Raw genomic sequence first — 12,460 nt, 5'->3', positions numbered from 1 at the left:
GACAGCCGGCCGCGGCCTCGGCGCGAGGAGCGCTTTTGACAGTTGTCAGTCGATGAAGGAGGGTTTTTGCGATGACAGAAGAGATGAATGTGCAAGTCAATGTGTATGAAGTGGGCGATATCGTCCGCGGCAAAGTGGTGAAGCTTGAGGACAAGCAAGTGCTGGTCGAGGTGGAAAACAGCAAGCAAAGCGGCATCATTCCGATCAGCGAGCTGTCGAACTTGCATATTGAAAAACCGAGCGATGCCGTCGCTGTCGGCGATGAAGTGACGGCCAAAGTCAAAAAAGTGGAAGAAGGAAAAGACGGGGAAGAAGGGTTGCTCATTTTATCGAAAAGAGCGGTGGACGCCGAGCGGGCGTGGGAAGATCTTGAGCGCAAATTTGTAAGCGGCGAAACATTTGAAACAGTCATTAAAGACATCGTCAAAGGCGGTCTTGTCGCCGATGTCGGAGTGCGCGGCTTCATCCCGGCGTCGCTTGTCGAGCCGCATTACGTCGAAGATTTTTCCGATTATAAAGGAAAAACGCTCGCCGTGAAAGTCGTCGAGCTTGACCGCGAGAAAAACCGCGTCATTTTGTCGCATCGGGCGGTCGTTGAGGAAGAACAAGCGCGGCAGCAAAAAGAACTGCTCTCCCGCCTTGAGCCGGGGCAAGTGTTGGATGGCGTCGTCCGCCGCATTGCCGATTTCGGCGTCTTTGTCGATGTCGGCGGGTTTGATGGGCTCGTACATATTTCCCAGCTTTCCCATACGCGCGTCGCTCATCCGTCGGAAGTGGTGAAAGAAGGCGATGCGGTGAAAGTGAAAGTGTTGGCTGTCGACCCGGAACAAGGCCGCCTGTCGCTGTCGATCAAAGAAGCGTTGCCGGGCCCATGGGAAGGCCTCGGCGAAAAAGTGAAACCGGGTGATGTCGTCACCGGGACGGTGAAACGGCTCGCTTCATTCGGCGCGTTTGTGGAAGTCTTCCCAGGCGTCGAAGGATTGGTGCATGTTTCGCAAATCGCCAACCGCCGCATCGGCTCGCCGCATGAAGTGCTGAAAGAAGGCGACGTGGTGAAGGCGAAAGTGCTCGACGTCAACGAAGCGGATCACCGCCTTTCCCTCAGCATCCGCGCGCTGCTTGAGGAAGAGGCGGCCGCGCCGGCCGAGGATTACAGCCAATACACAAGAACGTCGGAAACGCGCGGCTTTCAGCTCGGCGAAGTGATTGGCGAGCAGCTGAAAAAATTAAAGTAATGCAGAGCCGCAAGATCAACTAGCTGGCAAAACAAAGCGAAAGCTCCCTTCTGTCCGATGGCTTGAGCCATCTGGACGGAGGGAGCTTTTTTGCTTGATTCATTGCAACGGAATTGTGCGGCTGTTGCTCGCATCGGGACAAGGGCGGCCGCAAGGGAAGAGAAGGACCGCTTTTTCTTAATGGCGGTTCCGTTCCCGCGCTTCCTCCGGCGTGTCGAGCCGAGCCGCTCCTTTATAGGAGAGGGACTGATCCCGATCTGACTCGACGCGCCGCGATTGCTTCAGCTTTTTTTCCTGTCGATCTTTTCCCATTTCGCCATGGCTCCTTTCTGCTTCGGTACAGCGATCATTTTTACTATGAACGAATGCTGTTTTTTCTATACAGGAATGAACGTTCATAAAAGATGACATAATGAACATAATAAGGAGTGGAAAAGATGGAAGGAGCTTATTTTTATTTCTTTTTTTGGGCGTTATGGATTGCAGCGACATTTTTGATGAAAAAGACCGTCGAGCGGACGAAGCTGGCTGCATTTTCGCTTTTCATGATCAGTTCGGCCTCGATGACGGTGAAGATCAGTCCCATTCATATGGCGGCGTCCTTTTTTGTGCTTTTTTTCTTCTCTTGTTACGCGGCGGTCACACAGCGGCCATGCGGATGGCTGCGGATGGCGCTGTCAGCGTCCGGCTTGGCGTTTGCCTATGCCGCTTTTCGTCTGCTTGCCTTGTTTGATCCGGTCTGGATTTGGCTTGATGGCCAATGGATGCTTGGCTGGTGGATGGCCTTGATCAGCAGTCTGTTCCACCGCCGCATATCCGCCCGCCTTCTTTGTCTGGCGCTCGGCGGCTGTCAAGGGGAAGTGGTGTACGCCATGTCCATCTTGCGCATGGCGCCGGGTTATGTGCTTGGGTCGTTTTCCTTTTTGGATGCGCTCGCCATTAGCGCATCATCTTTGCTCGTTTGGGAATCGATCCGCTTCTTCTCGCTGCAGCTTGAGGAAAAACGGCCTGTAAGGAGGACGAGGCAGCCGTGAACGAATACACGTTTCCGATTTTATACGGTGTTGCCGCTGGGGTGTTGACGCGGCTTTATTTGTTGCGCACCGATTACCGGCAATACCCGACGTATTTGCACGGTCGGACAATCCATATCGCCTTAGGGGCCATTGCCGCCGGCCTGGGAACGGTCGCCGTGCCGGCGATTATGGAAAAAGAGTTCGCAGCGATCACGTTTTTGGCCTTGGCCGCCTCACAATTTCGCGACGTACGCAATATGGAGCGCAATACGTTGAACGAGTTGGATCAGTATGAGCTGGTGCCGAGAGGAAAAACATACATCGAAGGCATCGCGATTGTGTTTGAAGGGCGGAACTATTTAGTCATTTTCGTCTCCTTTTTATCGACGCTCTTTTATTTAGTATGGGACATTTGGGCCGCGCTTGCCGCCAGTATCATCGGCCTTATGACGGCGCGGCGGTTTATGAGCGGAAGCCGGCTGAAAGACATTGCCGAGGTCCAATATGTCAAGCCGCATTTTGAAGGGGCAGGGCTGTATGTTGACAACATCTATATCATGAACATCGGCTTGCCGGCGCGGCGCGAAGAAATTTTGCGCTATGGAATGGGGTTTATTTTAACGCCGAAAAATTTCAACGCCCGCACGACGATCGCCAATCTTGGGCAGCGGCAGGCGATTTTGCATGATGTATCGACCGCCCTCGGCATTTACCGCGACTCGGGAACGCCGGCGCTCGTGCCGCTCGCCAAGCGCGATTTGAATGACGGACGCGTCGGCATTTTTATTTTGCCGCAAGTCGAGGATGTCGAGAAGGCGAAGGCTGTCATCGAAAACGTGCCGGTGCTTGAGAGCGCCATCCGCATGCCGAAGAAACGGCGTTGGAAGCGGAAGGGGTGGAGCGGCGATGACGCATGAAAAAATAATTTTGGCCGTCATTACGATGAACGGCGGGCGCGTCGCCGGCGGTGCGCCGATCTTTATTTGCCAAACGAAAGAGGAAATGGAACAGATCGCCGCGAATTTAGAGGCGATTTTGGATGGCATCGCCCATGAATTGAGCGAGGGGCTCCTTATTATCGTCAAACATTAGTTGTTGAGCGTTTCGCTTTTTGATAAAATAAAGCAGTTGTAGCCTACCCTGGTTCATCGCTAAAAGATGCACTTGATTGGCAAAAAGTCATTTCCTTCCTAGCCTCGCAGTCAAGTGCCCTTGGCGTTGATGGACCGATGCCCTTCCGAAAAGGGCGTTTTTTTTCAGCGACAAAGGTAAGGAGAAAACGAAGATAAAGGGTGGTAGCATGGCAAATCCAGTCGTGGCCATTGTCGGCCGTCCAAATGTAGGAAAATCGACGATTTTCAACCGCATTGTCGGGGAACGCATTTCCATCGTCGAAGACGTGCCTGGAGTGACGCGCGACCGCATTTACAGCCGAGCCGAATGGCTGAACCATTCGTTTTATTTGATCGATACCGGCGGCATTGACATTGGCGACGAGCCGCTGCTTGTGCAAATTCGCCAGCAGGCGGAAATCGCCATCGATGAGGCGGATGTCATCATCTTTATGACGAACGGCCGGGACGGTGTGACTGCGGCTGATGAAGAGGTGGCCAAGCTGCTCCGCCGGTCGAATAAGCCGGTTGTGCTCGCGGTGAACAAAATCGACAATCCGGAAATGCGTGATTTGATTTACGACTTTTACGCTCTGGGCTTTGGGGAGCCGTATCCGATTTCCGGAGCTCATGGGACAGGGCTTGGCGATTTGCTTGATGCTGTTGTCCGTCATTTTCCAAAGGGCGGTGGACAAGAGTATGAAGAAGACGTCATTAAGTTTTGCCTCATTGGCCGGCCGAATGTCGGCAAATCGTCGCTTGTCAACGCCATTTTAGGTGAGGAGCGGGTCATCGTCAGCGACATCGCCGGTACGACGAGGGACGCCGTCGACACCTCATTTGTGCGCGAAGGGCAGGAATATGTTATCATTGATACGGCAGGGATGCGCAAACGAGGAAAAATTTACGAAAGCACGGAAAAATATAGCGTCTTGCGCGCGTTAAGGGCCATTGAGCGCTCGGACGTCGTGCTTGTTGTGTTAAACGCTGAGGAAGGCATCATCGAGCAGGACAAAAAAATCGCCGGATACGCGCATGAAGCGGGTCGCGGTGTCATTTTGGTCGTCAATAAATGGGATGCGATTGAAAAGGACGACAAAACGATGGTCGAATTTGAGCGGAAGATTCGCGACCATTTTCCGTTTTTGGACTATGCGCCGATTTTGTTCGTATCGGCGAAAACGAAGCAGCGGCTGCATAAGCTCTTGCCGCTCGTCCGGCTTGTGAGCGACAATCATGCGATGCGCGTCCAGACAAATGTGCTCAATGAAGTCATCATGGATGCGGTGGCGATGAATCCGACGCCGACGCATAACGGGCGGCGTCTGAAAGTTTATTACATGACGCAAGTCGCCGTCAAACCGCCCACGTTTGTCGCGTTTGTCAACGACCCGGAACTGATGCATTTTTCATATGAACGGTTTTTGGAAAACCGCATCCGCGATGCATTCGGTTTTGAAGGCACGCCGATTAAAATCATCGCCCGCCCGCGGAAATAAGAAAAGCGGAGGCCGCGCGCCCATCAGCGACACGCGCTGCGGGGCCGGCGAAGAGGCTCGAACCAAGGAAAGCTTGGTTCTGCGTGGGTGGTGTCACAGGAGCGTAAGCCATGTGTCGCCGCCGCGAAAGTCGGACGAACAGGAGCGAAGAGGCGGCGCGATTGCTATTTTTCAAGGTTGCGACAATCGGATAAAGGAAGTGGAAAACGATGGAGAACATCGCCGTATTGGGGGCTGGAAGCTGGGGGACGGCGTTGGCGCTCGTGCTGGCTGACAATGGGCACCACGTCCGGCTCTGGGGTCATCGGACCGAGCAGATCAACGAAATCAACGAAAAGCGGACAAATGAAAAATATTTGCCAGGCGTTCGCCTGCCGGACGCCATTATCGGCTATGACGACCTTTGCGCTGCGCTTGACGACGTTGCGATCGTTGTGCTCGCCGTGCCGACGAAAGCGATCCGTACGGTGCTTGCGGACGTGCGCGCCTGCTTGGCCAAGCCGATCACCATTGTTGCCGTCAGCAAAGGAATCGAACCAGGGACGCATAAGCGGGTGTCGGAAATGGTCGCCGAGGAAATGGGGGAATGGCTTGCAGATGTTGTCGTTCTCTCCGGGCCGAGCCATGCCGAGGAAGTTGTGCTCCGCCACCCGACGACCGTGGCGGTATCGTCGCCCAATATGGAAGCGGCGCGCCGCATTCAAGACATCTTTATGAACCATCACTATTTTCGCGTGTATACGAACCCGGATTTAATCGGCGTCGAAGTCGGCGGGGCGCTGAAAAATATCATCGCCTTGGCCGCCGGCATCAGCGACGGGCTTGGCTACGGGGATAACGCCAAAGCGGCCCTCATTACGCGCGGGCTCGCCGAGATTGCCCGCCTCGGCTGCGCCCTCGGCGCCAATCCGTTGACATTCGCTGGTTTGACGGGAGTCGGCGATTTGATTGTCACGTGCACGAGCGCTCATTCCCGCAACTGGCGAGCCGGCTACATGCTTGGCCAAGGAAAAAAGCTGGACGAGGTGCTTGAGAGCATGGGGATGGTCGTCGAAGGGGTGCGAACGACAAAAGCCGCCTATGAGCTGGCGAAAGAGCTTGGTGTGAAGATGCCGATCACCGAAGCTCTCTATGACGTATTGTTTGCGGGAAAAGACCCGAAAGAGGCGGTCGATTCGCTCATGGCGCGCGGAAAAAAAGAAGAAATGGATGACTTAAACAACATTTTTGCCGAACAAGAATGATGAAAATAGGCCAATGGCGGTACAAGTCGTCTTCGTTCTGCATACAATATGGCGAACCATCATCGGCTTGAGCTTCCGGAAGGGTATGAGGGGATGCTGAAGTAAAGAAAGCCCCGCTTTACTTCAGCTTTTTTTTGCCAATGCTATAATGATAGTTGTCGAAAAAAAGGAGGAGCGTCCATGTCACCGGCGTTAGCGAAAATGTGGATCGCCATCGCCTCGATGGTGTTTATGTTTATTTCCGTCGGCTTCATTTACTTAAGCCGCTACAAAGTCAAGATGAAATGGCTTCGCTTTCTGTTGGCGCTCGTCGCCTACATTCTTTTGATTTTCGCCGGCATCATCATCATTTTCGTCGTATTCAGCGGACCGACACCGCAATAGGCAAAAAGGTGGGAAAGATGAAACGAATCGCTCGCTTGTTGTTGTCATGTATATGTTTGGCGCTGCTTTCCGGCTGCTTGTATCCACAAGAGCGGCTGAAACAAAACCAAATTCCTTACAAAGACCAAGTGGCGGCCGTCCAATCGGCGGTGGATGAGTACCGGAAGGCGACCGGCGGGCTTCTGCCGATTAAAACACGCGACATGAACACGCCGATGTATTTGAAGTATCCAGTCGATTTTCAAAAGCTCGTTCCCCGCTATATGCAGGAGCCGCCGGGAAACGCCTATGAAAGCGGGGGCGTCTTCCAGTATATGATCATCGATGCGGAAACGAACCCGACGGTCAAGCTGCTTGATCTGCGCTTAGCCGAACGCATCCGCGATCTGAAGCTGCGGCTTAGCATGTACACGGACAAGCATAAATATCCGCCGTTTCAAGACGTCGTTGCGCCGGGCGTATTTACGCTCGATTACAAAAAGCTCGGCTATAAAGAGCCGCCTTATGTCGTCAGCCCGTTTTCCGGCAACAACTTGCCGTTTGTCATCGACGGGAATGGAGAAATTTACATTGACTACCGTTCTGATTTGTATGCGGCGTTGAAAAAATATCCGCACCACTACAAGCCGGGTGACGATATTCGCCCGATTTTGACCGACCATTCGCTGTTTGTGCCGGCGTATTCGTTGCCCTATACGATCGACGCCAAGACGAATGAACCGATTTTTTTCACAAAATGAGTCATCTTCCCTTCTCTAGGAAAATACATTCTAGAGAAGGGATTTTTTCTATTTTAGTCATAACCGAATCGGACAACATCATATGCATATAGTGTCCGACTATGCTAGCTCATTCCACTGTTTCTTATAACGACCGAAGGACTGGAGGGGAGTCATTTGGAAAAGGTCGATATTTTTAAAGATATCGCCGAGCGGACCGGCGGCGACATTTATTTAGGGGTTGTCGGCGCCGTCCGCACCGGAAAATCGACGTTTATTAAACGGTTTATGGAGTTGGTCGTGATTCCGAACATTAAAAACGAAGCCGATAAAGCGCGCGCCCAAGATGAACTGCCGCAAAGCGCCGCCGGCAAGACGATCATGACGACAGAACCGAAGTTCGTGCCAAACCAGGCGGTGACGGTGAAAGTTGATGAGGGTCTTGAAGTCAACATCCGTCTTGTCGACTGCGTCGGCTACGCCGTGCCCGGCGCAAAAGGATATGAAGACGAAAACGGGCCGCGGATGATCCACACGCCTTGGTATGAAGAGCCGATCCCGTTCCAAGAGGCGGCGGAAATCGGGACAAGAAAAGTCATCCAAGAACATTCGACGATTGGAGTTGTCATTACGACGGACGGCACGATCGGGGAAATTCCGCGCCAAGACTATGTCGAAGCGGAAGAACGGGTCATTAGCGAGCTCAAAGAAGTCGGCAAGCCGTTCATTATGATCGTCAACACCGTTCGGCCACACCATCCGGAAACCGAGGCGCTTCGCCGCGAGCTCGCCGAAAAGTACGACATTCCGGTGCTCGCCATGAGCGTGGAAAGCATGCGCGAAGCCGACGTGTATAACGTGCTTCGCGAAGCATTATATGAATTCCCGGTGCTTGAAGTGAACGTCAACTTGCCGAGCTGGGTGATGGTGCTGCGCGAAGATCATTGGCTGCGCGAAAGCTACCAAGAAGCGGTGCGCGACACCGTCAAAGACATCAAACGGCTGCGCGACGTCGACCGGGTTGTGCAGCAGTTTGCCGAGTACGATTTCATCGAAAAAGCGGCGCTTGCCGGCATCGAAATGGGGCAAGGGATCGCCGAAATTGACTTGTATGCACCGGATGAGCTGTACGATCAAATTTTAAAAGAAATCGTCGGCGTCGAGATTCGCGGCAAAGACCATCTGCTTCAGCTCATGCAAGACTTCGCCCATGCGAAAGCGGAATATGACCAAATCGCCGACGCGCTGAAAATGGTCAAACAAACCGGCTACGGCATCGCTGCGCCCGCTTTGTCTGACATGAGTCTTGACGAACCGGAAATCATCCGCCAAGGGTCGCGCTTTGGCGTCCGTTTGAAAGCCGTTGCGCCGTCGATTCATATGATCAAAGTTGACGTCGAATCGGAGTTTGCCCCGATCATTGGCACGGAAAAGCAAAGCGAAGAGCTCGTCCGCTATTTAATGCAAGACTTCGAAGACGATCCGCTGTCGATTTGGAACTCTGACATTTTCGGCCGCTCGCTCAGCTCCATCGTCCGTGAAGGCATTCAGGCGAAACTCGCGCTCATGCCGGAAAACGCCCGCTACAAGCTGAAAGAAACGCTTGAGCGCATCATCAACGAAGGCTCTGGCGGCCTCATCGCGATTATTTTATAGAAAAGCGGAGGCCGCGCGCCAAGCTCCCGAGGCAAAATGTTCTCCGCCCGCAGAAGTGCTTGCACTTCGAGGGCGGAGGTTATTTTGCGGAAGGGAGCTAGCGGCCGCAGCTAGACAATAAGAAAAGCGGAGGCGCCGAGATTAGCTCTCGAAGCCAAATGTTCTTCACCCGCAGGGGGTGCTTGCACCCCGAGGGGGAAGGTTATTTGGCAGAAGAGAGCTAGGCGCCGCAGCTAGACAGAAAGAAAAGCGGAGGCCGCGCGCCAAGCTCCCGACAAGGGAGCTTTTTTGATGCCATTTTTTCAGTTGCTAAGTGGCAAAGGGAAAAAATCGCCAAAACCCTTGAGAAATCAGGATTGGCACTTGATTATGGGCATGGCGTTATGGTAATCTTTTATCTGAAATCGTTGTTTTGGTGAAATATGCCTAAAATTGGCCGTTTTTGCGAAAAAAGATGTTGAATTTCCGCGGTCAATTGGTTAAGATTAGGCATGTCACCGCCTGTTGGCGGGAAGAAGGCGGTTTTCCTCGCCCTTGGCTTCGTTTGCGCCCGGCGAAAACAGGAGGAGCCCAAACTGTTGGGAAGGGGCTTCAGCCGGCGGCATAGACGCATCTTAGGCGGACTGTCGCGGGGCAAACATAGAATGATTGGCTGCGCCGGCGCGGCGCGCGGGCCTTCTTGCCGCTGGAATTGGATGTCTATGTATAGAAAAGCAGAAAAGTGTGCACAAATGGTAGTAAACAAGACCAGCCCCTTGGGAGGAGGTGAATGGCATGAACAAAACGGAATTGATCAACGCAGTCGCTGAAACAAGCGGTCTTTCCAAAAAAGATGCGACAAAAGCCGTTGATGCGGTGTTTGATTCGATTACAGAAGCGCTGCGAAAAGGCGATAAAGTGCAATTAATCGGTTTTGGAAACTTTGAAGTGCGCGAGCGCGCCGCCCGGAAAGGACGCAACCCGCAAACGGGCGAAGAAATGGAAATTCCGGCAAGCAAAGTTCCTGCATTCAAACCGGGCAAAGCATTGAAAGATGCCGTCAAGTAAGCCTACATAGCAGGAGCGCAGGAGGGAAGGGCAGGTGATCCACCGGCCCTTCTTTTTTGTTTTTTTTGGCTCCCTATGCTAGAATCGGATTACATGCAGCTTTTATGATGCAGGAGGATGTTGTTTGTATGCCAGAGATCAATTTTGCGCAAATTGAATATGCGGTCCGCCTCATTCTTGAGGCGATCGGGGAAGATCCAAACCGCGAAGGGCTCGTCGATACGCCGAAGAGGGTGGCGAAAATGTATGCCGAGGTGTTCGCTGGGCTGCAGGAAGACCCGAAGCAACACTTTCAAACCGTATTCAGCGAGGAACATGAGGAGCTTGTGCTCGTCAAAGATATTCCGTTTTATTCGATGTGCGAACACCATTTAGTGCCGTTTTTTGGCGCTGCCCACGTCGCCTATATTCCGCGGGAAGGGAAAGTGACCGGGCTGAGCAAGCTCGCTCGAGCCGTTGAGGCGGTGGCGCGCCGCCCGCAGCTGCAAGAGCGCATCACGGCAACGATCGCTGATTCGATCGTCGAGGCGCTTGAGCCGCATGGGGTGATGGTCGTTGTTGAGGCGGAGCATATGTGCATGACGATGCGCGGGGTGAAAAAACCGGGAGCCAAAACAGTGACAACAGCGGTGCGCGGCGTGTTTGAAACAGATGCCAACGCCCGCGCTGAAGTGCTTTCGTTAATCAAAGCGTAAGGAGGGAAGAGGATGTACACAAACAGTGATTTTGTCGTCATTAAAGCGCTCGAAGACGGGGTGAACGTCATCGGGCTGACGCGCGGCGCGGACACAAGATTTCACCATTCGGAAAAGCTTGACAAAGGCGAAGTGTTGATTGCTCAGTTCACGGAACATACGTCGGCGATCAAAGTGAGAGGAAAAGCGTATATTCAAACGCGCCACGGTGTGGTTGAATCGGAAGGGAAAAAGTAAACCGGCAAATTTCTAGCAAACTAGAGCGTTTTCGACAAAATTATGTTATAATGGAGTCCGTCATGGCGGTGCGGATATTTTTTGGGGGACAAGGGTGAGAAGAGTGAATGACATCATGGTGAAATTGGCGTCATTGAAGGAACAAATCGAACGGCTGCTTGACCATTCGTATTTGCGCGCGCATGTGCCGGCGCCGGCTGTTGATGAAGACCGGCTGCTGCTTTCGCTGTCGATGATGATGGATGCTCCGGCGGCGCCAAATGAGCCGGACCGGTGCATCATCGCCATGATGCTCATGCAAATCGCCCTTGACACCCATGATCAGGTGACAGACCGCGGCGGCGATTTGCGGACGCGGCAGCTTGTCGTTTTGGCCGGCGACTTGTACAGCGGGCTTTATTACGACTTGCTGGCGCGCTCGGGCGATGTTGCGCTCATCCGTTTGTTCGCCGAAGCGGTCCGCGAGATGAATGAGCAAAAAGTGCGGCTGTATGAAAAAAAGGTGGAGCGGATCGAGACGCTGTTCGCCGCGGTCGGCACGATCGAGTCGGCGTTGCTTGCGAAGCTTGCCGAGCGCATCGGGGCGCCGCAATGGGGGCGATTTTCCGGCCATTACTTGCTGTTGCGGCGCTTGCTGCTCGAGCAGGAAGCGTTCGTCCGCACGGGGTCATCCATGCTGTTTGAGCAAATGGCGCATATCGCCTTTCCATGGGCCAAAGGGCTGACGAAAGAACAAAGGCGGCATTTGCTTCGCCTTTGCGAGCGTTATATTGACCATTGCAAGGAAGCGCTGCTGGCGGCGAATTTGCCGATGAACGACCTGCTGCGGTTTCGCATGGCGGAACTTGCCGGCGGATTTCAAGCCATCGTCAAAAAGTCGGTGGAAGAAGGGTAGAACGATGCATCAATCGAAAGAAGAGCGAGTCCATCGCGTATTTGAAAAAATTTCTGCACATTATGACCGGATGAATTCTGTCATCAGCTTCCGCCGCCATTTGAAATGGCGCGAAGACGTCATGCGGAGGATGAATGTGCAAAAAGGGAAAAGGGCGCTCGACGTTTGCTGCGGAACGGCCGACTGGGCGATCGCGCTGGCTGAGGCGGTCGGGCCGGAGGGGGAAGTGTACGGCCTTGACTTCAGCGAAAACATGCTGAAAGTCGGCGAACAAAAGGTGAAGGCGCGCGGCCTCGGCAATGTCAAGCTCATTCATGGCAACGCCATGCAGCTGCCGTTTCCCGACAATTCGTTCGATTATGTGACGATCGGCTTTGGCTTGCGCAACGTTCCTGATTATATGACGGTGCTTAAGGAAATGCACCGCGTCACCAAGCCGGGCGGCATGACCGTCTGTCTGGAAACGTCGCAGCCGACGTTGTTTGGTTTCCGCCAGCTTTACTATTTTTATTTTCGGTTTATTATGCCGCTGTTTGGCAAGCTGTTGGCGAAAAGCTATGAGGAATACTCGTGGCTGCAGGAATCGGCGCGCGAATTTCCAGGGCGGGACGAGCTGGCCGAGATGTTCCGCGAAGCCGGTTTCGTCGATGTCGAGGTCAAACCGTACACGTTCGGCGTAGCGGCCATGCATTTAGGCTATAAACGATGAGTCAAGGTGAAC

General features: G+C 53.4%; 15 protein-coding genes. 14 read left to right on the top strand and 1 reads right to left on the bottom strand.

Annotation, left to right across the window (positions count from 1 at the left end):
• Positions 1-71: 71 nt before the first annotated feature.
• Positions 72-1,235 (top strand): 30S ribosomal protein S1, encoded by a 1,164-nt coding sequence (gene rpsA, locus GZ1_RS09545; RefSeq protein ID WP_060788374.1) that lies wholly within the window; start codon positions 72-74, stop codon positions 1,233-1,235.
• Between the two features lie 177 nt (positions 1,236-1,412).
• Here the strand turns inward: rpsA and GZ1_RS18245 are convergent, their stop codons facing one another.
• Positions 1,413-1,547, bottom strand: coding sequence for a YpzI family protein (locus GZ1_RS18245; protein WP_013144883.1), 135 nt, complete (start codon positions 1,545-1,547; stop codon positions 1,413-1,415).
• A gap of 125 nt (positions 1,548-1,672) precedes the next feature.
• On the opposite strand from GZ1_RS18245, the gene GZ1_RS09540 reads away from it, so the two are divergent.
• The 13 genes from GZ1_RS09540 to menG all read left to right on the top strand — a co-directional run bounded on the left by GZ1_RS09540 (position 1,673) and on the right by menG (position 12,448).
• Positions 1,673-2,269 (top strand): YphA family membrane protein, encoded by a 597-nt coding sequence (locus GZ1_RS09540; protein ID WP_033004841.1) that lies wholly within the window; start codon positions 1,673-1,675, stop codon positions 2,267-2,269.
• Positions 2,266-3,168 carry a YIEGIA family protein gene (locus GZ1_RS09535; RefSeq protein WP_020754085.1) on the top strand — a complete coding sequence of 301 codons (903 nt, stop codon included), beginning with the start codon at positions 2,266-2,268 and terminating at the stop codon, positions 3,166-3,168. The genes GZ1_RS09540 and GZ1_RS09535 overlap by 4 nt, the downstream gene beginning before the upstream one ends.
• Positions 3,158-3,343: a capping complex subunit for YIEGIA gene (locus GZ1_RS09530; RefSeq protein WP_020754086.1), complete on the top strand. Its 186-nt coding sequence runs from the start codon at positions 3,158-3,160 to the stop codon at positions 3,341-3,343. Before GZ1_RS09535 ends, GZ1_RS09530 begins: the two co-directional genes overlap by 11 nt.
• A 208-nt stretch (positions 3,344-3,551) precedes the next feature.
• Positions 3,552-4,862, top strand: coding sequence for a ribosome biogenesis GTPase Der (gene der, locus GZ1_RS09525; protein WP_013144887.1), 1,311 nt, complete (start codon positions 3,552-3,554; stop codon positions 4,860-4,862).
• Positions 4,863-5,071: 209 nt separating this feature from the next.
• Complete coding sequence (locus tag GZ1_RS09520) at positions 5,072-6,106, top strand: NAD(P)H-dependent glycerol-3-phosphate dehydrogenase (RefSeq protein ID WP_020756800.1); 1,035 nt, start codon at positions 5,072-5,074, stop codon at positions 6,104-6,106.
• A 180-nt stretch (positions 6,107-6,286) separates the two neighbouring features.
• A complete protein-coding gene (locus tag GZ1_RS09515) occupies positions 6,287-6,490 on the top strand; it encodes a DUF2768 domain-containing protein (protein ID WP_011231703.1) in 204 nt (67 codons plus the stop codon).
• 17 nt (positions 6,491-6,507) lie between these two features.
• Positions 6,508-7,230, top strand: coding sequence for a YphF family lipoprotein (locus GZ1_RS09510; RefSeq protein WP_011231702.1), 723 nt, complete (start codon positions 6,508-6,510; stop codon positions 7,228-7,230).
• Positions 7,231-7,386: 156 nt separating this feature from the next.
• Positions 7,387-8,865 (top strand): stage IV sporulation protein A, encoded by a 1,479-nt coding sequence (gene spoIVA / locus GZ1_RS09505; protein ID WP_011231701.1) that lies wholly within the window; start codon positions 7,387-7,389, stop codon positions 8,863-8,865.
• A 774-nt stretch (positions 8,866-9,639) separates the two neighbouring features.
• Positions 9,640-9,912: a non-specific DNA-binding protein Hbs gene (gene hbs / locus GZ1_RS09495; protein ID WP_008879623.1), complete on the top strand. Its 273-nt coding sequence runs from the start codon at positions 9,640-9,642 to the stop codon at positions 9,910-9,912.
• Between the two features lie 128 nt (positions 9,913-10,040).
• Complete coding sequence (gene folE, locus GZ1_RS09490) at positions 10,041-10,607, top strand: GTP cyclohydrolase I FolE (protein ID WP_013144889.1); 567 nt, start codon at positions 10,041-10,043, stop codon at positions 10,605-10,607.
• A gap of 12 nt (positions 10,608-10,619) precedes the next feature.
• Positions 10,620-10,844 carry a trp RNA-binding attenuation protein MtrB gene (gene mtrB / locus GZ1_RS09485; protein ID WP_011231698.1) on the top strand — a complete coding sequence of 75 codons (225 nt, stop codon included), beginning with the start codon at positions 10,620-10,622 and terminating at the stop codon, positions 10,842-10,844.
• Positions 10,845-10,959: 115 nt separating this feature from the next.
• On the top strand, positions 10,960-11,739 hold the full coding sequence (locus tag GZ1_RS09480) for a heptaprenyl diphosphate synthase component 1 (RefSeq protein WP_060788373.1): 780 nt from the start codon (positions 10,960-10,962) through the stop codon (positions 11,737-11,739).
• Positions 11,740-11,743: 4 nt separating this feature from the next.
• Positions 11,744-12,448 (top strand): demethylmenaquinone methyltransferase, encoded by a 705-nt coding sequence (menG, locus tag GZ1_RS09475; RefSeq protein ID WP_011231696.1) that lies wholly within the window; start codon positions 11,744-11,746, stop codon positions 12,446-12,448.
• Positions 12,449-12,460 lie beyond the last annotated feature (12 nt).

The sequence above is a fragment of the Geobacillus zalihae NBRC 101842 genome, assembly GCF_001544135.1.
In the GTDB taxonomy this organism is placed as follows: Bacteria; Bacillota; Bacilli; order Bacillales; family Anoxybacillaceae; genus Geobacillus; species Geobacillus zalihae.
Note: the sequence above shows the minus strand (reverse complement) of the source record. Positions and strands in the feature narration are given on the sequence as shown.

What these genes read in the sequence shown, in the direction of transcription:
- rpsA (WP_060788374.1), top strand. Translation starts at nt 72, where the DNA reads ATGACAGAAGAGATGAATGTGCAAGTCAATGTGTATGAAGTGGGCGAT.
- GZ1_RS18245 (WP_013144883.1), bottom strand. Translation starts at nt 1,547, where the DNA reads ATGGGAAAAGATCGACAGGAAAAAAAGCTGAAGCAATCGCGGCGCGTC.
- GZ1_RS09540 (WP_033004841.1), top strand. Translation starts at nt 1,673, where the DNA reads ATGGAAGGAGCTTATTTTTATTTCTTTTTTTGGGCGTTATGGATTGCA.
- GZ1_RS09530 (WP_020754086.1), top strand. Translation starts at nt 3,158, where the DNA reads ATGACGCATGAAAAAATAATTTTGGCCGTCATTACGATGAACGGCGGG.
- der (WP_013144887.1), top strand. Translation starts at nt 3,552, where the DNA reads ATGGCAAATCCAGTCGTGGCCATTGTCGGCCGTCCAAATGTAGGAAAA.
- GZ1_RS09520 (WP_020756800.1), top strand. Translation starts at nt 5,072, where the DNA reads ATGGAGAACATCGCCGTATTGGGGGCTGGAAGCTGGGGGACGGCGTTG.
- GZ1_RS09515 (WP_011231703.1), top strand. Translation starts at nt 6,287, where the DNA reads ATGTCACCGGCGTTAGCGAAAATGTGGATCGCCATCGCCTCGATGGTG.
- GZ1_RS09510 (WP_011231702.1), top strand. Translation starts at nt 6,508, where the DNA reads ATGAAACGAATCGCTCGCTTGTTGTTGTCATGTATATGTTTGGCGCTG.
- hbs (WP_008879623.1), top strand. Translation starts at nt 9,640, where the DNA reads ATGAACAAAACGGAATTGATCAACGCAGTCGCTGAAACAAGCGGTCTT.
- folE (WP_013144889.1), top strand. Translation starts at nt 10,041, where the DNA reads ATGCCAGAGATCAATTTTGCGCAAATTGAATATGCGGTCCGCCTCATT.
- mtrB (WP_011231698.1), top strand. Translation starts at nt 10,620, where the DNA reads ATGTACACAAACAGTGATTTTGTCGTCATTAAAGCGCTCGAAGACGGG.
- GZ1_RS09480 (WP_060788373.1), top strand. Translation starts at nt 10,960, where the DNA reads ATGGTGAAATTGGCGTCATTGAAGGAACAAATCGAACGGCTGCTTGAC.
- menG (WP_011231696.1), top strand. Translation starts at nt 11,744, where the DNA reads ATGCATCAATCGAAAGAAGAGCGAGTCCATCGCGTATTTGAAAAAATT.